The organism is Amphritea sp. (assembly GCF_048266285.1).
Lineage (GTDB): Bacteria > Pseudomonadota > Gammaproteobacteria > Pseudomonadales > Balneatricaceae > Amphritea.
Genome location: NZ_JBLWZV010000003.1, coordinates 1 through 25,554, shown reverse-complemented (window position 1 = coordinate 25,554; position 25,554 = coordinate 1). Strand labels below are relative to the sequence as shown.

The following is a 25,554-nucleotide window of genomic DNA, read 5'->3' as shown; positions in this document are numbered from 1 at the left end:
TGCTGATGCAGCTTATCTATAACCGGGAAAGTGGCGCTGGTATCACTCATTTCGCAGAGTGAATTAAATTGGGCTGGTGTTCAGAACGGCTCTGTTTAGCCGAATATTTAGCGCGAAGCTGCAACTCACGGTTGCGGCCTCCGCCTGAAAACCAAAAATATCATGCAGAGATGGGTTATATCGTATCTCCGACAGATGACAAAACTATGTATTGCTGCGCAGTACCCGCGGCACTGTTATTCAGCAAGCGACCTTTATTTTGATCCAATGTTGTAACATTAGAAACAGTCAATACTCACGGTTTTAGTCGCTCTGTCACAACGTGGGCATTGATCGGGACAATTCCTGAGATCCTGAGAATTTAAGCGGCTGTATTCGATATTGATTCAGCGTTTTGATAGACGCAGGATTGATGCTCAAATGCAGGGCAGGTTTGGCCTGATAGCTAGCGAAAAAATAAGACTGGAATTTAAAAACAGTGGGACGAGAATACTTAAGTAAAATAACGAGAGTAATACAACGACAACAAATGGTTAAAAAATAGACTTTTTCTAAGCTATTCATCACTATATAGAGTTATGAGACTTTGTCAATGGGCACTTTGGTTTGTTGACCATGAAAGATGATAGCGGCCGGTTTGATATCGCGCATTATTAGAAATGCCCCCATAGGCTGATATCTGCCCCTTTAGGCTGAAGTTTGACATGGTCGCCACTGTTTAACGTCACATTTGGCAGCTCAATATTAAAACCTGCATTTCCGGTGTTGCTTTTACCTGCTACAACCAGATCTCCTCGAAACTCATCGCAAACGAGATCAGTGATAAATTGATTGTTAACGAAGAGGTCTACAGAAATAGGACTATCTGAGTTTTTGTTAATAATCCAGCCTGAAATTCGGTTGGTCGATATGTTGTCGATAAAGCCATCATAGCCCGCCTCGCTTAAAGTTGTAATTTGTCGTGATATGTCTACCCATTGGTTATAGCGCTGTGGTGAAGGTTCAATGGCTTCGCTAACTTGATTAATTAAGTCCTCTGATGCCTGAATATCGCAAAAATCAGCTAATTTTATCAAGTGAGCCTTTTTCTCTAATAATAACTTTTCATAGGATATATGCAGTGCAGGATAGTCATATTTGTCACTAAATTTTATGATACGACTATAGGCAGAAAGGCCTGTTTGCATGGCTTCGATGAGTTCAACATCCGCAGCGGTTTGTTTGCGACTAGCAATGGCAAAGATGTCTCGATAGATATAGATAAAACTGGGATTTGAGAAGAGCTTCGAAATCCTTCGAAGTTGAGTGTTGCTGTCAGGAAGTTTCCAAGCAAATTTTGTGTGTTTTAGCTCATGTGCAACTATTAGTTTTTTTAGCTTTTTCCAGTTTTTGGCGCGAAATGCGGCCGCCATATCTAGGTCTTCATAAATAGGTTCATGAAAATTATTTCCCAGAGATATACCTAGTGCCTGAAGGGCCAATGCTATTGCAGACGTTCCGCCTCTCTGGACGCCGACGACAATAAATTGCCTGCGTTGATTGTCGCTATTGATATTTTTTTTTGCTGAGAAAATCATATTTTTTCATTACTCGTGGTGACTGTTTTTTTATAGATATAGATATTGTGCCCCGAGAGGGATGCTGCTAGGTAAGAATGACAATGATAACAAATATTTTATGGTTTTTTCTTAAATAGAAAATGTATTGATTGCATCATGGATGAGCAGATACCGCTATCTTGGTTTATTAAATTGAAGTTTGGTCTGTGGTCAGAGTGTAGGTATAGGTAGCACTGTTAGTAAGTTGTATTGATTCAGCATGGGGACGCTAACAGCGCTTGGTTGCGGCCATTGTTTTTGGCTTGATAGAGTGCGGCATCGACGGCCAATAGTAGTTCGCGAATATTTTTATAATTTTGCTTAGATAGCGTAGCAATGCCCGCACTCACGGTAACCCGCTCGAAGGGGGAATGCTGATGGCTTATGTTGAGCGCTTCAATGGATGTGCATATCTTTATGGCGATATGTTGGGCGGTAACACTATCGGTATCGGGAAGGATGAGTAAAAACTCTTCACCGCCATAGCGTGCGGCGATATCTGTCGCACGCTGTCCTGATTTGAGCAGAACTTGAGCAACCTGTTTTAAGCAGTCATCGCCGGCTTGATGGCCGTAATGGTCGTTATAGTGTTTAAAAAAGTCGATATCTAGCATCACTACGGACAAGCATCGTTGATGGCGATCTGCTCTTGACCATTCCTGTTTGAGGGCTTGATCCATACTGCGTCGATTAGCCAGCCCCGTGAGTTGATCGGTACTAGATTCTTTTTGGAGTTTGAGTTGAATGTCTTCGGTAAAGCTTAACAGAGTAAAAACACCACTGATAACGCTAAATGCGGGCCATATGATTTGTGAGGCAATGATGGTGGTGGTAAAAATGTTCGGTGCGATGATCAGCAGCAGTGAGCGGGCAGCAACAATGATCCCCATTAGGCCGCAGGCGTAAGCCATAATGACGTCGGAGGAGTTTCGAGGCTTTTTTATGTTAAGAAACAGGTAGGCCATGATAAATAGTGCTAAGGGGACAAAAATAGCGCTAACGTGGAGTGCATTGTAGGGCTGCGTTGTATAGGTGAAGTACCCTAATGCGAAGCAGTTGAGTATGAAGAGGAAAGCTATCAGTACGCTAGGTATAGGGGATTCGCATCGTCGATAACTAAATACCACCATACCCCAAATAAAGGTGGTTGATAGGATGGCGGAGACAATTTTCAGCGGTACGCCGATATCGAATACATATAGAAACCAGCTTAGGCAATTTGCAGTAATCGCCACCGTGAAGAAGAATGTAGAGCGTTGTTTGCCTTCCGGGTTTTTGATTCGCGTGCCTGAAAAAGCTAACACTAGATTGATGAGCGCTACGGTAAAGAAATAAGCTTGCTCTGTTGTCATATCTTATCCTTGATATGCAGTCTTTGACGGCCTAGGTTAGGCGGTCGACCTGAGTGTTTCGCAATGATTATATTAGACATAAATGAAACGCTATTGTCAGTCTAAATCGTTATCAAGGCTACTAATTATCTATTAATGATAAGTAAGGCATCAGTCATGGCTGTTTGGCTTGAGCATCTGCAATGATCAGGCGTGGCTAAGTCTAACGAATTTGATAACAGAGAGCGCCGAGAAGTCATGTTGAATAACAGAGAGTGTATGAGAAAAAAATCCGGAGTAGCTGTATACAAGATAAAACAGACGGTGATGTATACCCCGGTGAATAACGAAATAACTTCGTTAAGGTTCAGCGAAGGGGAGGTGCTGAAAAACAGTATTGTTTGTATGAAAAATCATATAAACGAAAAAAGGGAGTGTAAATCATCTAGTCGTTAGAGCAGTAATATATAAGTGGTCGGGGCAGCAGGATTCGAACCTACGACCCTCTGGTCCCAAACCAGATGCGCTACCAGGCTGCGCTATGCCCCGACTAAGGGTTGTATCTGGGTAGATACAGTGTTGCTCAATACCAGTAATAAAATAAGTATTACAAATTATGGTCGGGGCAGCAGGATTCGAACCTACGACCCTCTGGTCCCAAACCAGATGCGCTACCAGGCTGCGCTATGCCCCGTGGTCGGGGCAGCAGGATTCGAACCTACGACCCTCTGGTCCCAAACCAGATGCGCTACCAGGCTGCGCTATGCCCCGACTAAGGGTTGTATCCGGGTAGATACGATACTTACGTTAAACTTTAAATGGTCGGGGCAGCAGGATTCGAACCTACGACCCTCTGGTCCCAAACCAGATGCGCTACCAGGCTGCGCTATGCCCCGACGAAGAACGATGTTTATACACGAACGATCAAACGTGTTTCAGAAACTAACCACTCAAAGTTTTAGGGAAACTTTAAAGTGGTCGGGGCAGCAGGATTCGAACCTACGACCCTCTGGTCCCAAACCAGATGCGCTACCAGGCTGCGCTATGCCCCGTTCTGAGTGAATGGCTCCTCGAGCTGGACTCGAACCAGCGACCAATAGATTAACAGTCTACTGCTCTACCAACTGAGCTATCGAGGAATGTCATTCATTACGGTTAAGAGGTTGGCTCCTCGAGCTGGACTCGAACCAGCGACCAATAGATTAACAGTCTACTGCTCTACCAACTGAGCTATCAAGGAACGTCTCAACCGTGGCGGCGTATATTAATGATGAGGTGGGTATGCGTCAAGTGGGTTAGGTAAATATTTTACTGTTTTATTAAGTGGTTAAATAACGATCTAACTAGTAGCGCTTTTCTTTTTTGGGTTCATAGGGGGATAATGCCGTAGTGATTTTTTAGTTGTTGTTTGTTTGTCGCTCAAACAAACCTTATAACCAAGCTAGATGGGCTTAAACGATGCTTTTTTGCCGTTCTAAAATAGGTTTTCACTCACAACGGGCAGCAAAGGTCCCTTATCTTTATGAATATGATTCCCGGTAAAGATGTATCGCTGAAAGATATGGTAGCGCTTATGAGTGCCCGTTTACAGGCATTAGGCTTTGATGTTGAAGTGGAGCAATGTCAGAACCCGGTAGTGAATGTCTGGTCCGTGCAATTACAGGATCGTCGTTGCTCTATCTGTTGTACCCGCGGCAAGGGCACTTCCAAAGAGGCGGCATTGGCGAGTGCGTTATGGTCTTTTTTTGAGCGTTTGAGCAGTGGCTATTTCTTTAGCGGCTATTATTTCGGACAGGCGGTAGCTGCGGGTGATGTGGTTTACGCACCTAATGAGCGCTGGTTTCCGGTGAGTGGTAACGATTTACCCGATGGTTTGTTAGATCAACCCACACGGTTGCATTACAACATGAATGGTGAACTGAAAGCGTCGATGTTGATGGACATTCATGCGAACCATCGCGCTTCAGCTATCTGTGCCATTCCATTTGAACATCAGCGTAGTGGTGATCAGGTGTGGATCCCGGTAAATATTATTAACAACCTTTACGCAAGTAATGGCATGGCGGCGGGGAATACTGCTACTGAGGCTAGGGTGCAGGCGCTGGCGGAAATTTTCCAACGGCATATCAAAAATACGATTATTTCATCCGGGATTAGTTTGCCGACTATTCCTGCTGAGGTGCTGGGCCGTTATCCCACCATCATGGCGTCAATTGAAAGTTTGCGGCGTGATGGTTACCTAGTGTTGGTGAAAGATGCCTCATTGGGCGGCCAATTTCCATTGGTGAATGTAACCTTAATTAGTCCTTTGGATGGCGGCTGTTGTGCCGCGTTTGGTGCGCACCCTAAATTTGCCGTGGCGTTTGAACGAGCGGTGGCTGAGTTGCTGCAAGGGCGCAGTCTGGATGATCTATCTGGGTTCTTACTGCCATCATTCGATCTTGCTGAGGTGGCGGATCAGCATAATTTAAATGCACATTTGATAAATTCGAGTGGCTCAGTAGCGTGGGATCTGTTCGCTACCGAAACCGATTATGACTATACCGAGTGGAATATCGAAGGTGATGCGCAGGCTGAATTTGAGCGTTTGTGTTATTTGATTCATAAAGTTGATATGGATATCTATATCGCCGATTACGATCACTTAGGTGTGCCCTGTTGTCACATTATCGTGCCTGGCATGTCGGAGGTGTGTCCTGTTGATGTGTTGGTGCGAGATAACTGCAATGCCGGTGTGGTATTGCGTCAGCCATTGCTGAATTTGTCGATGCTAAGCGATGCGGCCATCGAGGCGTTGTTAGTCGCGCTGGAAGAAGGCGGTTTTGATGATGGTCAGCGGGTCGTTGAGGTCATCGGTATTTTGCCTGACGACGGTAGTGCTTGGGGGAGTCTGCGGGTAGGTGAGCTTAAATGCTTGTTAAACCTACGCTTAGGTGAACTCGATGAAGCACTGATTTGGAGCGAGTGGATACAGCAATGTAGGCCACAAGATCAAGGTCTTGAGCGTTTATATCGCTGTTTGCATCAGTGTTTGATGTTCCGTCTTGATGCTGAGCGGTCATTAGAGCAATACCATGATCTGCTGAATCAGATTTATGGTATTGAGCGGGTCAATCAGGTATTGGAGATGGTCGATGGCCACGGTGTTTTTGTTGGTTTAGTCTCATCAACGTTAGCGCTGGAGTCTTTTCAGACGCACTTGGCAATGGTGTCGGTTTATACTCACTTACTCGATGTTAAAAAAAGTTCTTGATCAAACATTAATCAATATTTTATCTGTTTGATTTTCAATGTTTTTTGGCCGGCTTTTCGAAAAATTGAAGGGCTTTGATTGAGCCGTCTTGTTTGCCACTTGGTCAGTGTGGCTATTTCCGCTATCATCGGTAACCTTATTAAGGAAGTGGTCCGCCAAGAACTTATTTGGACCTATTTCTACCTTCCCCGACAGCGTGCCCGGAGATTTTAGCTGAGATGCTTTTTAAAAAGCTTCCCGAAACAATATTTGTCCCTTTATCGGGGCAAAATAAACATATCTACGAGGCAGTTCTACTGGATCTTGCTGATCAGTTCTTCGATGAAGACCTGGTTGATCCGTTCGTGCCTAAAGATCTGATTCGTTCCTGTATCGAGGATACCGTGGTGCGCCTTGGCGTGCGTCGTTGGGAGCCAGAAGAGGGTGAGTCTGAGGCTGAACGGCAAGAGCTTCCTCGTTCAACGGCGGAATATACCAATCGTATTTATCGTCGTTTGGTGGATACCGGCTGGCTTGAAGAAGAGCAGCGGATCTACCGTACTTTTGTGCTGTTGTCGCCGGCCATTAGTTATCTGCTGCGGACGCTCGTGGGCATTAATGAGTTGGAAAAGCGCAGTTATGGTGGTGCGGTTCTCAACGTCTTGAGCTCTCTGGAATCCGCGATTAGTGATCCAGCGGGGCGTGGTATTACCTTGCAGGAAGCGGCGCAAACTGCGGCAGATTTTAGCGCTCACCTGACCGATATGATGTTGGGGTTGCGGGAGCTTAAAATCAGTCTCGCGGCGACGTCGAATCCTCAAGAAATTGTGCGTAGTTTCTTCGATCGCTTTGTGGCCCACATATTGGTATCTGATTACAAAACCCTGAAGACTAAGAACAACCCGTTCCGTTTTCGGCGGCAGATCCTCTCTATGCTGCGGGATCTTCAATTTGACCCGCTCAAGGTCGAGAAGCTCACTAAGCATTATCAGGAACAGTTTGAACTGAACTTTGTTGATGCCGAAGCGATGGTGCATAGCCATATCAATCGGATCATCCGTATTTTTGAGTCGGTCGACCAACGTTTAGCCACGATCGATGATTTCCGTTACCGTCTCGAGAAACGGGTGGCGGATACGGTTCGCTATATGGATAAGACGACGCCGGGCATGAGTTCACGGCTATCGCGCCTAATCTCCGATGTATCTAAGCTCGATGATCGTGTCATACCGCATATTGATACCCTTGACGGTGTGGCGTTCTTGGCGCCGGGTAGTGTGCGTTCGCCGATTAAACGTCGGGTTGAAACTAAACCTCGAGTAATTCGCCCCGTAGAGATCGATCCGCGGGTGCTGGAGATGCGCCAGCTGTTTAAAGAGTATAAAGCGCGTCGCGAAGTGAAGCCGGAAAATATCGAACTCTATGTCGAACGCCATCTTTTGGATAGAAAAGTGATCTCCGCCACCGATTTCACCATTGAGTGTATCGAGGATTACATCTGCTTCAGTTATCTGCGGCATATGCGCTCACTGGGTAAAAAAGGGCGGGGCACGGCCAATAAGTATGAAATTAAGTTTGAAGATAATTATGTCAATGTCGCGGATATGGTTGAGTGTCGCGATTTCAGTATTCAGAGGAAAGTATAATGCTGGGTGATCTGCAGAAAATCATCGGTCGTAGCGATCAGTACCAGGAAGACGACTTTGTTCATGCGGCCAATATGCTGCTGGTAAATCAGTTTCTTTATTCTGAACGCTCTGGGCATCGTGATAGCTATTTCCTTGTGGCGTCCCATATCGATTACTTCACCAATCTGTTTGCGGCTATTGGCTGGTCATTGATTTATCAACCGGATGAAGCCTATTTAGGGATTCTGCCTAAAGGTGAAGAGCGCTTTATGCGGCTGAAGTTGGATGAGTCTCTGTTTCTGTTGTGCTTGCGTCAGCAGTATGAGCAAAAGCTGGAAGCCTTTGATGTAGAGGCCGGTCGCGCTTATATCACCACCAACGATCTGCTAACCCTGTATGAAAACCTCACCGGGCGTGAAATCCCTAATGAGACGCGGTTAAAAGAGCTGTTGTCGTTATTCAGTCGGCATGGGGTTATTGAGCGGGGCAAGCCGCATGAAACCGATCCGAAGAATATTCCATTAACCATTAATCCATCTATTCGTCAGGTAGTGGTAGAGGACTTTATCGGGCAGCTCGAAGCACTGTGCGAAGAGCGGGATGATGAGTTACCCCCAAAAGTGGCGGCAGAGGATGGTCAAGCACAGCCAGAGGTGCAAGCCGATACTGCGGCTGATAACGCGACTGGTGAGGCAGACGCGTCAACGCCTGAGGCCGTGTCTACCGTTGAAACTGATGCCGCTGAAACTAATGAAAGTGCAGATCGTGCCTCTGAAGAAACTGAAGACAATAATACCGACACGGCCGCCGAGGAGAACCGCTCATGAAACAGCTCAATAGAATGGTGCTGGTGAACTGGTATGTGCTGGGTGCCGTCGAAATTCCGATTAAGGGTAATGTGGCAGTGATTGGCCCGAACGGTTCGGGTAAATCCTCTTTGCTGGATGCGATTCAGACGGTGTTGATGGGCGGCAACAAAAAGTTTCTCAGCTTTAACGCCAGTGCTGGTGAGAAGAGTGAGCGTAGCCTGCGCACCTACTGCCTTGGCTTTATGGATGATCTAGGCAAAAAAGAGAATGCTCGACAGGATTCCGTCAGTTATCTGGCGCTCAGTTTCTTCGATACCGAAACCGGTAAAGAGACTTGCGTAGGCTTGGCGATCAGTGCTTCGCTCTCCTCCCCTGAGGAAGATATTTTAGGGCGCTTTATTCTGCCTGATTTTTCCGTCAGCCTCGAAGATTTTACGGTGAAGCAGGAGGGCGGTCGCTTACCTAAAGAGTGGCCGGTGGTTAAAGAAAGCCTGCTGAAGCAGTGTCCCGAGATGAAGTTAGAGAAACGGGCTAACCGTTTTATTCGCGAGCTGGTGACAGAACTCAGTTACGATCAGCAGATGCCCAACGATGATGAAAAGTTTGTGAAAAACTTTCGTAATGCGTTGAAGTTTATACCGATCAACAGTCCTACACGGTTTATTCGCGAATTTGTCCTCGATGAGAACATTGTCCATGTGGGGGGCTTTCGCAAATCGCTGGATGAATACCGAGCGATGGAGCAGAAAACCCGCGAAGTTTCAAACCGCATTGATGAACTGGAAAAGGTTCAGGAGCAGTGTAAAGGGATCGATCGTAACGTTAAGAACTCGGTCGAGTATGAATGGGTGGTGCATGAAACCCGCTTTGAACACGCCGATCTGAAAAAAGAGGAAGCGCAAGAGCGGCTTGAGGTTAATCAGGTCAAAGAGACCACGCTGCAAACCAATCTTGAAACGAAGAGTGAAGAGCTCAATGAGATTATGCAGTCGCTGGCGAATACCCGTGCCGAGCTGAATAACACGGACAGTGCACATAAAGTCAAAGCGCTGGAAAACTCCATCGATGCGCGTCAGCATGAGCTGAATGTAGTGAAAGAGAAAGTCCAGCATGTGTATTCACTGCTGCGTTCGGCCGTGAGTTTTGCTAACTATCAGCAATACCTGCCGGATAGTTTTATTCCGGTGGTTAAAGATTCGGTTGAGCTGTGGCGTTCCGGTGAAGATATGATGGCCGAAACCTGGCCTCAGGCGCCGGTGGATGTGGATAACAATCTGAATCAGCTGAAAGCGTCGGTTGATTCGGTTCGTCGTGAAATTGCACGCCGTTTTGAATCCTCGGTGATTCGTATGAATGAGCTGCGCAGTGAGATTCAGAATCAGAAAAGTGCCGTTGAACAGTTAAAAGAGGGGCGCGCGCCCTTACGCCGTAATACCCGTGAATTGATGCAGCTGTTAAAAGATTATGGCATCGATTCCACGCCTATCTGTGAGTTAGTCGACATCAATGATGAAAAATGGCGCATTGCGATCGAAAGTTTTCTCGGTGCGCGACGTGAAGCGTTAATTGTCGATCCCGATCGGGTGAAAGAAGCAATCACTCTTTACCGTCGTAAGGGTCGTCATCTGAAAGGCTGTCGAGTCGTTAATACCACTAAGTCCCATGAGTGGCTTAACCGTTCTAAACCTGGTTCGCTAGCGCAGTTTGTTGATTGTCAGAGCGACGATGCCCTGGCCTATATGAACCGTGCGTTAGGCGGCGTGATGGCGGTTGAAACCGAAAGCCAACTGCTTAAACAAGAGCGAGCCTTGACCTACGATTGCATGCTGCAAACCGAAGGCACCACCACTTCGATCCGTGAAGAGGCGCCGATGATGGGCAGCGGTGGTGGTCGACGTCAGCATCAACTGCAGCAGCAGGATCGTCAAGTTGATCAGATGATGGCTGAGTTCAGTGCGCTGAACAAGGATCATGAAGCCTTGGATAGTCTGCGGGAAAATCTAATCCGCATGACGGCGGCGCTGACTGGAGTGACTGAGCGCACCTTTGATCTAGTGAATCAGCGGGAGATGCTGCAAACCGAGATTGAAGGTTATCGTCAAGGTATTACCGATCTGCGTAACCAAGATGACAGCGGTATCCAAAAACGGATAAGTGAGCTGGTCGAGGCGCAAAAAGCCACCCAGCTCGCCCAGAAAAAACTGATGGATCAGTTGCAGTCTACCCGGACTAGCTTGATTAAAGACAATGCCTCCCTAGAAGTGTTGGATAATGAGCTGGGTGATCATGCGAGTGCCCGGACACGATGCGAAGCAGATGCGAATTTTGACGCCCAGTCGGCCCAAGAGAAGCGCGATTATATGGATGAGTCTTGTTCTGGTGACTTGGATCGGATTATCTTTGAGTCGGCCAAGAAAGCGCAATCCGAGCTGGCCTTAGTCGAGCGTAAAAAGAATATTGTCCGTGATGGTGTGGCTCAGTATAAGGCTCGTTACCATGGCTCAGGCCTGAGTCATCAGGACTTGGATAAAGTGAGTGAAGATTCATCCCATGAGCAGTTAGCACAGTTTGTTGATGACACGATTCAGTCGTTGCGTGATAGCGAGCTGGCGGAATACACCGAAAAGGCTGAGCGCGCGAGACTCGAGGCTGAAACCTCATTCCGTTCAGACTTTGTGGCGCACCTTAAAGATCAGATCGATAAGATTAAAGAGCTGATTCGTGAACTGAATGCACACCTTAAAAATCGTCCATTCCATCGTGAAATGTATAGTTTTGAGATGATGCCAAACCCCGAATTGAAAGATATTCTTGAGTTGGTCGAAGCCTATACCCGCATGGATCAGGCGAATGTCGGTTCACTGTTTGACTTCAAATATGATGAAAAACGTCCGCACCAAGACGCACTGGCTAAGATTCATGAAGTGTTGAAAGATGAGGGTGAAAGCAGCCTGCTGCAGGACTACCGTAACTTCTATAACTTTGAATTGGTGGTTAAAGATCTTGATGGTAACCGCAAAACCACCCTGTCTCAGCGGATTAAAACCGGTTCCGGTGGTGAGCATCAGGTGCCATTTTATGTGGCAATTGCTGCTGCAATGGGGGCAACCTATCGTCTTCGGGATAGCGCTGATGGTGTCACGTTGGGTGGTATTAGCTTGTCGGTCTTCGATGAAGCCTTCAATAAACTGGATGCGGAAAACACCGTGACCTCATTGGGCTTTATGAGTGACTTAGGCTTGCAGACGCTGATTGCGGCACCGGATGATAAGTATTCGCTGATGGCGACCACCATGGATACCATTATCAATGTGTGTCGGGATGGCCGGATTGTGGATATTGATGTGGAGTTCCCAACCATCAATGGCAAGGAGCTACTTAACTCCGATAACCCTTATCGACTGATTGAGAAATCGACCGATATTGATGATGTTGAAGGATTAGTGCCCGCCTAAGTGTTCGCTTAACAAGTGCCTGGATCAGCGGTAATGGTTCAGGCGCTTAGCGCTTACTCATGGTTTAGCTCGTCTTAGCCATTCACTGCACTTGTCCAGCGGGTTCCTCGTTGGGCAATTTTTGGTTTTGGGGTGTGAAAATTCGGCTCGAAGCTACACAGTGGTGTGTTTTGGCGCAGAATAGTCAGGCGGCTCGAGTCATTTGGGTGTGGTCGCACCTGCCACAGCTGTGGTTGGTTGATTATCTCTGCCAACATGCTCTGTATCTCGGGTGTCGGTATGCCTCTAAACTCAACCATAAATTGATCGTTGCCGGGCAGTGCTAGCTGTTCGGTACGCATATCTTGGTATTGTTGGTTCGCCAGTAGGCAGGCTAGATGGCGCAGCTCCCAGTGCGCTGGCGGGGCGGTGAGAGGGATCAACCGTCCAAGGTTGCCCGGTGAGATGATTGATCGATCGCGAGAAAAAAACTTGCGCACCGTCAGGTCGGTATGAGCTTTCAATAGTGAGTTGTCGCGCACATTACCATCAAAGTTAATCTGCGCCAGCCCGTCGATCATTATTTCGAGATTAAAATCACAGGCCTTAATAAACTTCCATGCCGGTGCCATCGAGGAGCGAGAGCCGAGGCTATATTTCATCGCCTGTTTGCCGTGCCGGGTGTTTCGTTCCAGTACGGTGATCATCAGATAGGTGGTTTGAAAGTCGACCATCGCCTCGGGTTGTTCGGTAAAGCAGCAGGAGACTTCTCTTTTGCAGAAGTTAAGCCAGGCTTGTTTGGTATTCAGATGGGGCAGGCAGCGGATATTCATTCACATCTCAAAGGCTGGGGTTATAATGCTGGCCTCTAGTTTAGCTGAAGTTGGGAGAAGCCTCTATGAAACTGATTAATCGTTCGGGATTTGCGGTGCTGCCACGTCAGCCGTTTGTTGAGTGGGCCAACCAGCAGCAGGATGAGTTGAATCAGACCATGAGTCTTGCCGATCATCGCGCTGAGGGGAGTGTGTATTTAGCGGAAGAGTTTCAGAGTGAGGAGGATATCACTGAGCAACTGGCCCAGCATTATGGCAGCATCTTTGAGAATGAGTTGGCCGCATGGGATGAGTTCGGTGATCATTGGCCCGAGCAGCGTACGCTTGCGCTGTTTCACAAATGGTTTGAGGTTATCCCTCAAGTTATGGCGGTTGATTTGTTACAGGAACCCCTATTGTTGGCTCCTTTGGCGGATTAACATCACCTTTTCGGTGTAGGTCTTCAGGATGGTTGCTTTAATAAGCGGTAATCGCTGAGAATAGTAGTTTGTTAATGGTTAACAGGTAGTTCGATGTCGGCAAGTTCTCTTCAGCTTAATATGCATCCGTTGCGCGAATCACTCTATGAAGAGATGCATTCACGGCCGTTCCAGGTTATCCCCAGTCCGGCACGCATTACCCATCTTTCGGTTGTCTCTAGTGAACAGCAAAAGGCTGAGCAGTTCAGTCATTTGCAGCAGTTGTGTAAGGTGCTTGGCGGTGCTGTACCCAACGAGGATCTGCCCTGCTTTCAACAGCAGTTTGGTGATCTTCAGGTTCGCTGGGAAAAGCATATGGAGTTTGTCTCCTATACCTTTATCTGGTTGGGCGGACAGTCGAGTGACCCCTTTGCTGAAACCGGTATTAGCCATCTACCCGAGGGGTGGCTAGAGGGAATTTGTGGCGAGGTGGTGGCCGCGTTCCATATGTCCATTGAAGATGTCCGCAGTCGGGGTGAACCGGCGCTTCCTGAAGTTAAAAAGCACTTCGAGTCGATGCGTCTGGTCGGTAGCCAGCCGTCCCAAGGGGCGGCTCAGGTGTGGACCAGCTACCGTATGCACAGTGATGGTTATGGGCGGTTTTTGATCTACAATCGGGAGATGAGTGACAGTCAGTTAGGGCGCTTGATTCAGCGTTTACTAGAGATCGAATCCTATCGCTTAATGACGTTGATGGGCTTGCCAATGGCGCGTTCCATCGGCCCGCAGTTACAGTTGATGGATCAGCAGTTGGCTGAGTTAACACAGATCTTGTCGGTCGAGGAATATGATGATGAAAAGTGTCGTGATGAACGGGAACTGTTAGGCCGCTTGATTCATTTAGCCTCACGCGTCGAAGCCTATCGCGCGCGCTCTACCTTTCGCTTTAATGCCACCAATGCATACCAAGACTTGGTGATGCAGCGTTTGGCTGATCTACGCGAAGACGAGGTATCGGGTCACCTGACACTGCATGAGTTTATTACGCGGCGGATGATTCCAGCCGTTCGGACCTGTAAAGCCACCGCCGAGCGATTAGAAGATCTGTCACGCCGTATCGACCGGGTGAGTGATATGCTGCGCACCCAAGTCGAACTGTCGATTCAGGGGCAAAATCAAGAGTTGCTTAGTTCGATGGACCGGCGTTCGCGGATTCAATTAATGATGCAGCACACCGTCGAAGGGTTATCGGTTGCGGCGATCAGTTATTACACCATTGGTCTGGTGAAAATTTTTATCGGCGTGTTATATGATCAGGGGCTGCATATTAACAAAAGCCTCTCGCTGGGGATCTCGATGCCTCTGGTCATTGTGACGGTGGCGCTGCTTACCCGACGAATTCATTCCAAATTTAGTAAATTAGCTGCCGATTCGGCGGATAAAACCAAATAAACCAGATCAGGATCGATATGAGTATTGCAACCGCGATTGAGCAACGTTTGACCCAAGGGTTAGGGTTACAGCATCTTGTGATTGAAAATGAAAGCCATATGCACAGTGGTCCTGCCACGGAAAGTCACTTTAAATTGGCGGTCGTGGCGGATGATTTTGAGGGAAAGCGGGCTGTCGCTCGCCATCAGATGATTTATGGGTTGCTGTCGGAATTGATGAATAACCCCATTCATGCATTGGCGCTGCATCTGTATACCGTGGCTGAATGGCAGGAAAAAAATGGTGCGATTCCGGCTTCACCTAACTGTATGGGTGGCTCAAAAAGCGATGCTTGATGGCAAGCTTAAGTCCGCATCCAGCGATAGACTCCCTCGATACACAGCCTAGAGATATGACTCTGCATGAATCAGCCGACCTATAATTGGAAGTATATTTTCAGTGTAGCGCTGGAATACCGCCCGTTATTGATTAAGGCCAATCTTATCGCCTTGCTGGCGACCTGCGCCAGTGTACCGTTGCCGTTGTTGATGCCGATGTTAGTTGATGAGGTGTTGCTGGATCAGCCCGGAGCCTTGGTGCGTTTATGTCACCAACTGTTTCCCGATGATTGGGCCGGACCGGTGTTATATATCAGCGCAGTGCTGTTGTTGACGATTATTTTACGCGGTGCGGCGCTGATTTTTAATGTCTGGCAGGGGCGGCAATTTTCGATTATTTCCAAGGAGGTTATCTTTCGCATCAGGGCTGGTTTATTGCAACGGCTCAAGCGGATCTCTATGGCTGAATATGAGTCCTTGGGGAGTGGCTCGGTTAGTTCTCATTTTATTACCGATCTGGATACCGTTGATCGCTTCGTCGGGGCATCGGTCAGTCGGTTGTTAATCGCACTGTTAACCATTATTGGCACGGCCATCGTCTTAATCTGGATGAATTGGCAACTGGCACTGTTTATTTTGCTGTTAAATCCGTTGGTCGTTTGGCTAACGATGCTGATCGGCAAGCAGGTGAAAGAGCTTAAAAAGCATGAAAATCGTGCCTACGAGCAATTTCAGGGTGGCTTAACCGAAGTGTTGGAGGCGATCTACCAAATTCGAGCCGCCAACCGAGAAAACCATTATCTGCAACGGTTAATCGGTGATGCTCGTTCATTGCGTGATCACTCAACCCGCTTTGAATGGCGCAGTGAGGCGGCCAACCGCTTTAGTTTTATGGTGTTTCTGGTGGGGTTTGATCTCTTTCGAGCCTTATCGATGGGAATGGTGGTGTTTTCCGATCTCAGTATCGGCCAGATGATGGCCGTATTTGGTTATCTTTGGTTTATGATGGGGCCGGTACAGGAGGTGCTAGGGATCCAGTATGCTTTTTATGGCGCGAAAGCGGCTTTGCAGCGTATCAATCGGTTGACGGAGTTGGATGAAGAACCCGATTATCCGCACCAGAAAAACCCTTTCTCTGGCTCGGCATCGGTGTCTATCGAGTTGAAAGATATCTATTTTAGCTATATTGATGGGCAGGAAATACTCAAAGGTCTATCGCTTAAAATTCCGGCTGGGCAAAAGATTGCTTTAGTGGGGGCGAGCGGTGGGGGGAAGTCGACATTGGTGCAGGTGTTGCTGGGGCTTTATCAGGCGGAGCGCGGGCAGGTGCTATTTAATGATGTGCCGGTGGAGCAGATCGGCCTTGACCGGGTGCGGGAAAATGTCGCGACCGTTTTGCAGCATCCCGCACTGTTTAATGATTCGATCCGGGGTAATCTTACACTCGGGCGAGATTTCAGTGATCGACAACTGTGGCAAGCACTCGAGGTGGCGCAACTGGAGCCTTATGTCCGTCAGTTAGATGAGGGGCTAGATACCATGGTGGGTCGCCAAGGCGTGAGATTATCCGGTGGTCAGCGCCAGCGTCTAGCGATAGCAAGGATGGTGTTGACCGATCCTAAGGTGGTTATTTTGGATGAAGCGACCTCAGCTTTAGATGCTGAAACCGAATATAACTTACACCGTGATTTAGCGCACTTTTTACAGGGGCGAACCACCATTATTGTTGCACATCGATTAAGCGCAGTGAAGCAGGCTGACCATGTGTATGTTTTTGAAGATGGTCAGGTGGCAGAGCAGGGTGATCATGATGCGTTGTTGCAGCAGAATGGATTATATGCTCGGTTATATGGTCAGCATCAACACTGACCGCTGAACGATTGTCGGTCCTCATGTTTGAACTTATGTTTGTGCTCTTATCTGTGTGAAGGGAGATCCGTATGCGAGGTCGATATCGTTGGTCTGGAGGCAATCGGGTTGAACTGCTGGTTGAAGGTGAGCGGTTTTTCCCGCGTATGTTACAGGTTATCAACGAGGCCCAAACGACGCTGCTACTGGAATTTTATATGGTCAGCTCAGGTGAAGTGGCTGATCAATTTATTGCCGCTTTGATCAATGCCGCCCGGCGAGGGGTGAGTGTCTGCTGGTTGATTGATGACTTTGGTGGTCGCCACTTTAAGCAGCAGGATAGCGAAAAGCTTCAGCGGGACGGGGTGCAGGTGCTGCGTTATAACCCCATTAGTCTGTTCAACAAGCTAGACAGCAACCTAGCGCGAGATCATCGGAAACTGATGATTGTTGATCAGCGTATCGGCTTTATCGGCGGTACTGGTATCAGTGATGAATACCTTCGTACCACACCGGTACATGGGGCGCTTGCTTGGCACGAAGTGATGCTGCAGGTTGAGGGCGCGGTGGTGGCGGATATGGTACAACTCTTTTCTCGTCAATGGCTTAAAAGTGGCGGTGTTATGCCGGCGATTAGCCCTCCAGATATGTTGCGGCAAGGCGATGCTTTGGCGCGGGTGACCGAAGTCGAAGGGCTGAAAATACAGCAGATTAAACGTAGTTTTGTGCATCATATGAATCAGGCAAGCGAACGGGTCTGGTTGGAAACCGCGTATTTTATTCCGGCTTTTTCAGTGCGTCGAAGTCTGCGGCAAGCCGCCCTGAGAGGGGTAGATGTCCGCTTGGTTGTTGCGGGCCCCGATACCGATCATCCTTGGGTTTACCATGCGTCAAAGCGCTATTATCGGCGTTTATTGCAAGCCGGGGTGAGAATCTTCGAATATCAAACGACGTTTTTGCATGCCAAGTTAGGGTTGTGTGATCAGTGGGTGTCCATCGGTTCTTGTAACTTGGATCATTGGAACCTGCGTTGGAATCTTGAAGCGAATTTAGAAGTTGTGGAACCGACGTTAACCGCCACGGTCGAACAGCTGTTGCTCAGTGATATGCAGCGAAGCCGTGAGGTTTGTTATGAGCAGTGGTCACAGCGTCCTTGGTATCAGAAACTCAAAGAGGTGTGCTGGTCGATGTTATGTCAGTTGTTGTTAAAGATACGTTAAGCTGATAGCTGCTATCTTTTTATATAGCCTTGGGGTTTTCATATTACTTTCGGGCTATAGTGCAGGGAGTGGTGAGAGACGCTAATAAGCAACCCGCTTTTATATTTCAAAGTAAGTTTAGGATTGATGATATGAACAGAGTAACCATTATTGTATTTACCGCGGTAATGCTGATGCTTCAAGGGTGTGCTTCCTCATTGAGCGGCGATACCTATTCTCGGAGTGAAGCACGTAAGGTGCAGAATGTTGAATACGCTTGGGTTGATGCGGTTAAACCGGTTGTTATCGAGGGTCGTTCAGATAGTCCATTAGGTGCTGGTGCTGGCGCTATCGTAGGTGGTATTGCCGGTAGCACGGTCGGTGGTGGTAAAGGTAGCAGTATTGCCACGGTTGTAGGCGCCATTGCTGGTGGTATTGTTGGCCAGAAGGTCGAAGAAAGCTCTACCCGCAAGCAGGGGCAGGAAGTGACTGTAACACTTGAAAGTGGTCGGACTATTTCAGTTGTTCAGGAAGTCGATGGCGATGGCTTCTTTCAGCCCGGCGAACGGGTGCGTGTGTTACGTCAAGGTTCAACCGCCCGAATTGTTCGTTAACCAAGGCTTGGCTGCCTGCTAATGCTTTCCTTGTGTCGATATGACTCGCTGGCGGTATTGTTGAGATGTAAAAAAGCCCGCTATGTACAGCGGGCTTTTTTTGATCGAAATTATTAATGGCGGAACTTATTTTTTGTCAGCAGGTGCGTGGAACAGCAAATACAGATCTACCAGCAGGTCTGGGATAGTACGGCACATCTCGTCGCATAAGGGTGTGTCGGCGCGCATTTTAACGAACTCTTCATCATCAAACAGTTCAGAGGCGATCATGATCGGTAGCATCAGTTCAGCGACTTCCTCTTCTGCCTGATGGTTAAACCACTCATCTTCTTTTAGGAAGACGCCTTCCATAAAGGCTTGGGACCAAGTGGTTAGGGCGCTTTGTTCTTCGTCATCTTCTGTCTCCAGGGTCAGATCGCAAGGTAGCAGCATGTCTTGGTCGTTATACAGATCGCTGCCGATACTAAAATAGAGTCGACGGAGCAGGCCTTCAATCCGGGATTTTTCTGTCTCTGAACGGTATTCAGGGGTGCCGTCAAACAGCTCCTGTAGCCATTGTTTCTCAGTGATTTTAACTGGGCTGATGTTCAGCGCACAGAAATAGCCATGAGTCCCTATCAGATCCAAAGCATCCTCAGACACAGTTTCTGAGAACAAAAACGCTTCAAGCTCATCCAGTTCCTCATCGGTGAGTGGTGTATTCAGCATCGCATTTTGCATAGGTTCGGGTCCGGCTAATAAAGTGTGAGCCGATTCTATCAGTGAAAGGGCTTTGATCGTAGTGTTAATCTGCCCGAATCTTATAAATCTGGATGACAGTCTGCAATTCATACCGGATAATGCCGGGCATGATAGAAAAGGCGCAACAACTCTTAAAACAAATCTTTGGTTATGACCAGTTTAGGCATCCGCAGCAAGACGTGATTGAGACCTTGCTTGGCGATGGTGATGCACTAGTGGTAATGCCAACTGGGGGCGGAAAATCGCTCTGTTATCAACTGCCGGCACTGATTCGCCCTGGGGTTGCCATCGTCGTATCACCGCTGATTGCGTTGATGCAAGATCAGGTGCAGGCATTGTCCCAATGGGGCATTAGTGCGGGTTATCTGAACTCATCCATGGATTACAGTATGGCGCAGGAGGTGGAGCACCAGCTGCGCAGCGGCACGCTGGATCTGCTCTATGTTGCGCCAGAGCGTTTGCTGCAACCTCGCACCTTGAAAATGCTATCAGAGTGCAAGTTAGCGCTGTTTGCGATCGATGAAGCCCACTGCGTTTCTCAGTGGGGGCATGATTTCCGACCAGAATATTTACAGCTCAGTTACTTGCAAGAGTGTTTTCCCGGTGTGCCTCGCATTGCTTTGACCGCGACCGCCGATGAGCGCACTCGAGATGAGATTTGTGAACGGCTTGGGCTACAGAATGCACGAAAATTTATTCAAGGGTTTGATCGGCCTAATATTCGTTATCGTATCGGCCAAAAGCACCGTGCTAAAGAGCAGTTGCTGAAGTTTCTGAAAGCGGAACATGCCACCGACTCCGGCATTGTGTATTGTCTATCGCGTAAAAAAGTCGAAGACACTGCCCAGTGGCTGCAGGAACAAGGGTTTAATGCTTTGCCTTATCATGCAGGCTTGCATGCTGAGCTACGCCGACATAATCAGCACCGTTTTCTAACTGAAGAAAATATTTTAATGGTGGCGACGGTGGCCTTTGGGATGGGAATTGATAAACCAAATGTGCGCTTCGTCGCCCATCTCGATCTACCAAAAAGTGTTGAAGCCTATTATCAAGAGACCGGGCGGGCGGGGCGTGATGGCCTGCCAGCTGATGCGTGGATGGTCTATGGTTTACAAGATGTAATTTTCTTGCGGCAGATGCTCGAAAGCTCGCAGGCCGATGAGCTACATAAAAGCATTGAGCGGCAAAAACTCGAAGCGATGCTAGGGTTGTGCGAAATTACTAGTTGTCGGCGACAGACGTTATTGACTTACTTTGGTGAGCCGCTGCCGGAGCCCTGTGGTAATTGTGATACCTGTTTGGAGCCAGTGCCTGTTTGGGATGCTACTGAGTCGGCCCGTAAAGCGTTATCGGCCGTATATCGCTGTGGTCAGCGCTTTGGCGTTAACCACGTGATCGAGGTGCTGCTGGGTAAAAGCAGCGATCGAGTGAAAGAGCTTAAACATCATGAGTTAAGCACCTTTGGTATTGGTAAAGAACTGGATCGTAATCAGTGGCGTTCGGTGTTTCGTCAGTTAGTGGCGCGGGGCTATCTCAGTGTGGCGGCGAATAGTCATGGCGTACTCTATTTGACCGATAGTTGTCGGCCCTTGCTGAAGGGACAATTGCAGATTGAGATGCGTCAAGATAAGCGCAAGCAGGAGTCGTTCAGTAAACGTAATGATCCCCAACAAAAGCTCGATGTTGAAGATTATGGTCTGTGGAATGCGCTTAAAACGCTGCGTATGGCGTTGTCGAAAGAGCAGGATGTGCCGCCTTATGTAATCTTTCATGATGCAACCCTCATGGAAATGGTGATGTATCGCCCATTGACGCATCAGCAGATGGGGCGGTTGAACGGTATTGGTGAGCGAAAGCTTGAGCTGTACGGCGAACAGTTTTTAGAACTCATTCGTGAATACCAGACCGAACAGCAGCAGCCGCAAAATAAAGATCTGCAGGTGCAGCAATCTGTTGCCCTGTATCGCTCCGGCATGACGGTTGCGCAAGTTTCGAGGCAGCAGCACCTGTCTGAAAATGTGATCTATAACCACTTGGCAGAGGGGATTGGTTCTGGGGAGTTGGGGCTGACGGATGTGGTAGTGCTAACGGCAGAACAGTTACAGCAAGTGCAAAATGTGATGTGTGAATGTATGGCCTCTTATGGTGTATCTCTGAAGCCTGTCCATGAGGCGTTAGACGGACTTTATGAGTTTGGTGTGCTGCGCTGTATTCGGGCCGATATGGAGCGTCTTGAATCGAATCGTTAATAGGCCTTATCGATCCCGCGTTATGGGGTTTGTTCTTTAGTAGTTTTATTGCTTCAACCTTAATGCCCGGCGGCTCAGAAGTGTTGCTGGGTTATCTTTTGACTCAGCCAGATGCACAGCCTATTCTGTTGCTGCTGGTGGCCAGCTTAGGAAATAGCTTAGGTGGCATCCTAACTTACTTGATGGGGTGGTGGATCAGCCGGCGCTGGTCGGTGCCTGAGCCGCACAAAAGAAACCAGCAGCGAGCATTGGTTGTCATCAAGCGGTTTGGTGTCATCACCTTATTATTTTCATGGTTACCTCTCATTGGTGATCCTCTCTGTCTCGTAGCCGGTTGGCTTCGTTGTCGTCTGTGGCTATCGGTGCTGCTGATTATCATGGGTAAAACGCTACGCTACCTATTAATCGTTTTAGCTATTCACTAATATGATTGGCCAGTGCCCCGAGTGTGCTAAGCGTGTGTATAGGGGTAAATGTCAGCATTAAGAGTGGAGGCACTATGCTGAAATCGTCTCGCTTTCGTTTATTGCGGATTATCCTGCTACTGATTGTGCTGTTTGTTGTTGCAATGAATAGCTGGTTAACAGACATGCGGATACAGGCTTGGGAGCGGCCAGTCTGGGTTGTCTTGTATCCGATTAATGCTGATGGCCGGGCTGATACTCAAGCCTATATCGATGCGCTGCGCGCGGATCATTTTGCCGAGATCAGTACTTTCTTACAGCGAGAGGCGTTGCGTTATCATCTTGCCCAGCAATCGCTTGCTGAGTTTTACCTAGCCCCCGTACTGACGACGCAGCCTCCTCAAATCGAGATTGGGGCTGATATGTTGGATCGCATAATCTGGAGTCTTCATATGCGCTGGTGGTCATGGCGAAATGATAATTGGGTTGGGCCTGAGCCTGATGTCAGAATCTATCTGCGCTATTTCTCACCACAGAAAAACCAACAGTTATCTCATTCCTTAGGGTTGCAGAAAGGTATGATTGGGTTGGTGAATGGTTTTGCCGGTGTCGATTATATGGGTACCAATAATTTTGTGATAACGCATGAGTTGATGCATACCTTTGGTGCATCGGATAAATATAATCTTGACACAAACGAGCCGCTTTACCCTGATGGCTATGCCGATCCGCAGCAGGAACCACTTTTGCCACAAACGCGGGCGGAAGTGATGGCGGGTCGTATAAAGGTTTCTCCGGGTTGGCTATTGATGCCGCAGAGCTTAGAGAGTGTTGTTGTTGGGCCTAAAACAGCCAATGAAATTGGTTGGGCTTCCTTTTAACAATTTTCGCAATAGAAATTGACGGATTTGATACGCGGCAACTGAGCAAATGAGAGAAATACCCATAATAAGATAATGGTTATTCGCTGGGTGAGCATATTAAAGCTAGACTATAACGACTGTATGTGGTTATTCTAGCACGATAAAAACGTTGATAATCAATATGTAAAAATGCTTAACAAGCACAGCTGGCGGTTGATTGGGGCCTTTGTGGTTATTTCAAAGTGGCGAATTTAAACAAGTTTGACACTTTCATGGTTTAACCGGAATGAGTACTAAACCTTTACTTACCGCTATTTCAGCTGATTTTCCTATGTTACTATCGACTAAATTTAAACAAATTGATGCTTGCGCCTGTATATCCTCGAAAGCCATGCTTTTGATGTCACTTGAATGCAACGAAAACATCATATTTTGATGCAAGAGTCTTATTGAATACTCTGAATCAGCAAAATATCTTCTGGGGGGAAGTTATGGAAAATGTAGAAACGACCAAAGGAACAGTGGTTAATGTATCAGGCGAAGTGGTTGTAGTTGATACCAAAGGCGCTGAGCATGCTTTACAACCTGGTGAACAGGTTAGCCCAGGCGATATGCTGATTGTTCGAGCGAACAGTGAAGCAACACTTGATCTGGGTAAAGCGCAACCCGAAACGGTACCTGAAGATACGACCGCTATTCTTGAGGTAGACCCGAATACCGGCGAAATTACACTCGTTTTCCATTCTGTCAGCGCAGAAGCGCTTGACGTTGCTGATATTCAGGCTGCAATTCTTGCGGGCCAGGATCCAACTCAAATACTGGAAGAAACAGCTGCCGGTAATACCCCCCCAACATCGTCCGGCTTCTCTGAATTTCAGGCAGTCGACCGTACCGCTGAAGAGGTTTTAGCGCGCGCAGGATATGATACGGATCCAGAGAATTGGCAGCGTGACCCTTATGTCGATCACGAAGCTGACATCTTTATCCCTCCTTCGCTTTACAGCGTTGCTGATGTCGAAGTTAGTGAAGGTGGCATGATGACCTTCACCGTTACCCGTACTGGTGGTACGGGGGCTGCGACAATTGATTATGCTACCAGCATTGAAACTACTGATAATACTGAAACTGAAGATTTTACGGCCACGAGTGGTACTTTGACTTTTGCTGCCGGCGAAGTGAGTAAAACCTTTACCGTACAGACTACTCAGGATGATGTTTTTGAAGGGCCAGAAAGCTTCAGCGTTAACCTGAGTAATGCCAGTAATGATGGCGAGATTGTTGATGGTACAGCAGTCGGTACTATTGTCGATGATGGCACCGGTCCAGGGCCAAACCCAGACGATGATACAACGAGTTTTAGTGTGGCCGACGCGAGCGTTAGTGAAGGTGGTTTGATGACTTTCACTGTTACTCGTACGGGTGATGCGGCTGAAGATCAGACGGTTAAATTTACTACCAGTATTGAGTCTAACGATAATACTGACACGAATGATTTTACCGCTAATAGTGGTACGTTGATCTTTGCCCCAGGTGAAATGAGCAAAACTTTCACGGTGCAAACCACGGGTGACTTAATAGACGAAGCGGATGAAACCTTCACTGTAACGTTAAGTGATAATTCACCCGGTAGCGCTATTGGTGACGCTACAGCTGTCGGTACTATTGAAGATAACGACGCGCCGACTTTTAGCTTTGTTAACCCTGCTGATGAGTCTCAGAGTGGTATTATCGTACCAGAAGGTCAGGATGCAGTATTCGGGGTGAAAGTGACCGATGCTGCTGCCGGTTCGACTTTAGTTCTGAGTCTTGCTGATGGTACAGCGTTAGATGCCGATTACTTTAATAGTCATTCGCTGACGTCTAATTCAGTTAGTAGTTTTGCTGTTGGTGCACCAGCGACAGGTTACTTTCAGTACAGTACCGATGATGGTGCAACTTGGACTGATATTAGCGGTGCTATTAATGTGCCAGAAGGTGATACTGACCTGCTAGTGCGTACTGATACCATTATCGATTTCATTGATGAGCTAGATGAAACCTTTACCCTGAACGGCACGCTAACGAGTGTTGGGGTTGATTACAGTGATACAGCCGTCGCTACCATTGTCGATGGTGATGTTCCTACTGTCACTTTAGGCGATCCTGCCGACATGACGCAGGGCGGGATCAATGTCTCAGAAGGTGATGACGCGGTGTTTGGTGTAGAGGTGACTCACGCCGGAGCCGGTTCGACCCTGACCCTGAGTCTGGCGGACGGCACGGCCTTGGATGCGGATTACTTCAGCAGCCCAGCGGCGGGTAACTTCCAGTACAGCACCGACGGCGGCACCACCTGGACCGATGTAAGCGGCGCCATCAGCCTGAGCGAAGGCGATAGCAGCCTGCAGGTACGGACCGATACCATTGATGATCTGCTCGACGAAGCGGATGAGACCTTCAGCCTGAACGGTACGTTGACCAGTTTAGGAACGGATTATAGCGCCAGTTCTGAAGCGACTATCGTTGATAATGATGAGCCAGTAGTGACCTTCGGTGATCCTGCCGACATGACACAAAATGGTATTGCTGTACAAGAAGGTGATGATGCCATCTTCGGCGTTGACG

Annotated in this window: 18 protein-coding genes and 7 tRNA genes; 14 read left to right on the top strand and 11 right to left on the bottom strand. The window is 47.9% G+C overall.

What is annotated here, in order from left to right; translation table 11 throughout:
- Nucleotides 1-653: 653 nt before the first annotated feature.
- The 9 genes from ACN0T0_RS05490 to ACN0T0_RS05450 all read right to left on the bottom strand — a co-directional run bounded on the left by ACN0T0_RS05490 (nucleotide 654) and on the right by ACN0T0_RS05450 (nucleotide 4,169).
- Entirely contained in the window at nucleotides 654-1,577 is a 924-nt protein-coding gene (locus ACN0T0_RS05490) for a sulfotransferase (RefSeq protein WP_417224052.1), read from the bottom strand.
- 236 nt (nucleotides 1,578-1,813) lie between these two features.
- Complete coding sequence (locus tag ACN0T0_RS05485) at nucleotides 1,814-2,950, bottom strand: diguanylate cyclase (RefSeq protein WP_417224050.1); 1,137 nt, start codon at nucleotides 2,948-2,950, stop codon at nucleotides 1,814-1,816.
- A gap of 451 nt (nucleotides 2,951-3,401) precedes the next feature.
- Nucleotides 3,402-3,478 (bottom strand) — tRNA-Pro (locus ACN0T0_RS05480).
- Between the two features lie 68 nt (nucleotides 3,479-3,546).
- Nucleotides 3,547-3,623 (bottom strand) — tRNA-Pro (locus ACN0T0_RS05475).
- Nucleotides 3,624-3,700, bottom strand: a tRNA-Pro gene (locus ACN0T0_RS05470).
- A 48-nt stretch (nucleotides 3,701-3,748) separates the two neighbouring features.
- Nucleotides 3,749-3,825, bottom strand: a tRNA-Pro gene (locus tag ACN0T0_RS05465).
- A gap of 79 nt (nucleotides 3,826-3,904) precedes the next feature.
- Nucleotides 3,905-3,981 (bottom strand) — tRNA-Pro (locus ACN0T0_RS05460).
- An 11-nt stretch (nucleotides 3,982-3,992) separates the two neighbouring features.
- A tRNA-Asn gene (locus ACN0T0_RS05455) sits at nucleotides 3,993-4,068 on the bottom strand.
- A 25-nt stretch (nucleotides 4,069-4,093) separates the two neighbouring features.
- A tRNA-Asn gene (locus ACN0T0_RS05450) sits at nucleotides 4,094-4,169 on the bottom strand.
- 282 nt (nucleotides 4,170-4,451) lie between these two features.
- On the opposite strand from ACN0T0_RS05450, the gene ycaO reads away from it, so the two are divergent.
- The 4 genes from ycaO (at nucleotide 4,452) to ACN0T0_RS05430 (ending at nucleotide 12,053) form a co-directional block, all read left to right on the top strand.
- Complete coding sequence (gene ycaO / locus ACN0T0_RS05445) at nucleotides 4,452-6,182, top strand: 30S ribosomal protein S12 methylthiotransferase accessory factor YcaO (RefSeq protein WP_417224048.1); 1,731 nt, start codon at nucleotides 4,452-4,454, stop codon at nucleotides 6,180-6,182.
- A gap of 218 nt (nucleotides 6,183-6,400) precedes the next feature.
- The gene (locus ACN0T0_RS05440) at nucleotides 6,401-7,807 is read left to right on the top strand and encodes a Wadjet anti-phage system protein JetA family protein (RefSeq protein ID WP_417224047.1); all 1,407 of its coding nucleotides are present in this window, start codon (nucleotides 6,401-6,403) and stop codon (nucleotides 7,805-7,807) included.
- Nucleotides 7,807-8,616 (top strand): DUF4194 domain-containing protein, encoded by an 810-nt coding sequence (locus tag ACN0T0_RS05435; protein ID WP_417224046.1) that lies wholly within the window; start codon nucleotides 7,807-7,809, stop codon nucleotides 8,614-8,616. The genes ACN0T0_RS05440 and ACN0T0_RS05435 overlap by 1 nt, the downstream gene beginning before the upstream one ends.
- Nucleotides 8,613-12,053, top strand: a complete 3,441-nt coding sequence (locus tag ACN0T0_RS05430) for an SbcC/MukB-like Walker B domain-containing protein (RefSeq protein ID WP_417224044.1) — start codon at nucleotides 8,613-8,615, stop codon at nucleotides 12,051-12,053. Before ACN0T0_RS05435 ends, ACN0T0_RS05430 begins: the two co-directional genes overlap by 4 nt.
- Before the next feature lie 74 nt (nucleotides 12,054-12,127).
- Here the strand turns inward: ACN0T0_RS05430 and ACN0T0_RS05425 are convergent, their stop codons facing one another.
- Nucleotides 12,128-12,865, bottom strand: coding sequence for a hypothetical protein (locus ACN0T0_RS05425; protein WP_417224042.1), 738 nt, complete (start codon nucleotides 12,863-12,865; stop codon nucleotides 12,128-12,130).
- 65 nt (nucleotides 12,866-12,930) lie between these two features.
- Here ACN0T0_RS05425 and ACN0T0_RS05420 point away from each other — a divergent pair, with 65 nt between their 5' ends.
- The 6 genes from ACN0T0_RS05420 to ACN0T0_RS05395 all read left to right on the top strand — a co-directional run bounded on the left by ACN0T0_RS05420 (nucleotide 12,931) and on the right by ACN0T0_RS05395 (nucleotide 18,693).
- On the top strand, nucleotides 12,931-13,284 hold the full coding sequence (locus ACN0T0_RS05420; RefSeq protein ID WP_417224041.1) for a hypothetical protein: 354 nt from the start codon (nucleotides 12,931-12,933) through the stop codon (nucleotides 13,282-13,284).
- A gap of 93 nt (nucleotides 13,285-13,377) precedes the next feature.
- Nucleotides 13,378-14,715: a DUF3422 family protein gene (locus ACN0T0_RS05415; protein ID WP_417224039.1), complete on the top strand. Its 1,338-nt coding sequence runs from the start codon at nucleotides 13,378-13,380 to the stop codon at nucleotides 14,713-14,715.
- 17 nt (nucleotides 14,716-14,732) lie between these two features.
- Nucleotides 14,733-15,050 carry a BolA family protein gene (locus ACN0T0_RS05410; RefSeq protein WP_417224037.1) on the top strand — a complete coding sequence of 106 codons (318 nt, stop codon included), beginning with the start codon at nucleotides 14,733-14,735 and terminating at the stop codon, nucleotides 15,048-15,050.
- Nucleotides 15,051-15,116: 66 nt separating this feature from the next.
- Nucleotides 15,117-16,901: an ABC transporter ATP-binding protein gene (locus ACN0T0_RS05405; RefSeq protein ID WP_417224035.1), complete on the top strand. Its 1,785-nt coding sequence runs from the start codon at nucleotides 15,117-15,119 to the stop codon at nucleotides 16,899-16,901.
- Between the two features lie 71 nt (nucleotides 16,902-16,972).
- Nucleotides 16,973-18,100, top strand: a complete 1,128-nt coding sequence (locus ACN0T0_RS05400) for a phospholipase D-like domain-containing protein (RefSeq protein ID WP_417224033.1) — start codon at nucleotides 16,973-16,975, stop codon at nucleotides 18,098-18,100.
- 131 nt (nucleotides 18,101-18,231) lie between these two features.
- Nucleotides 18,232-18,693, top strand: a complete 462-nt coding sequence (locus ACN0T0_RS05395; protein ID WP_417224032.1) for a glycine zipper 2TM domain-containing protein — start codon at nucleotides 18,232-18,234, stop codon at nucleotides 18,691-18,693.
- Nucleotides 18,694-18,819: 126 nt separating this feature from the next.
- Here the strand turns inward: ACN0T0_RS05395 and ACN0T0_RS05390 are convergent, their stop codons facing one another.
- On the bottom strand, nucleotides 18,820-19,413 hold the full coding sequence (locus ACN0T0_RS05390; RefSeq protein ID WP_417224031.1) for a YecA family protein: 594 nt from the start codon (nucleotides 19,411-19,413) through the stop codon (nucleotides 18,820-18,822).
- Nucleotides 19,414-19,541: 128 nt separating this feature from the next.
- Here ACN0T0_RS05390 and recQ point away from each other — a divergent pair, with 128 nt between their 5' ends.
- The 4 genes from recQ to ACN0T0_RS05370 form a co-directional block, all read left to right on the top strand.
- The gene (gene recQ / locus ACN0T0_RS05385; RefSeq protein WP_417224029.1) at nucleotides 19,542-21,683 is read left to right on the top strand and encodes a DNA helicase RecQ; all 2,142 of its coding nucleotides are present in this window, start codon (nucleotides 19,542-19,544) and stop codon (nucleotides 21,681-21,683) included.
- Between the two features lie 98 nt (nucleotides 21,684-21,781).
- The gene (locus ACN0T0_RS05380; RefSeq protein WP_417224027.1) at nucleotides 21,782-22,108 is read left to right on the top strand and encodes a YqaA family protein; all 327 of its coding nucleotides are present in this window, start codon (nucleotides 21,782-21,784) and stop codon (nucleotides 22,106-22,108) included.
- Nucleotides 22,109-22,182: 74 nt separating this feature from the next.
- Entirely contained in the window at nucleotides 22,183-22,968 is a 786-nt protein-coding gene (locus ACN0T0_RS05375; RefSeq protein WP_417224025.1) for a hypothetical protein, read from the top strand.
- Nucleotides 22,969-23,441: 473 nt separating this feature from the next.
- Nucleotides 23,442-25,554: retention module-containing protein (locus ACN0T0_RS05370; RefSeq protein ID WP_417224023.1), on the top strand; the 2,113-nt coding region annotated here is incomplete at its 3' end.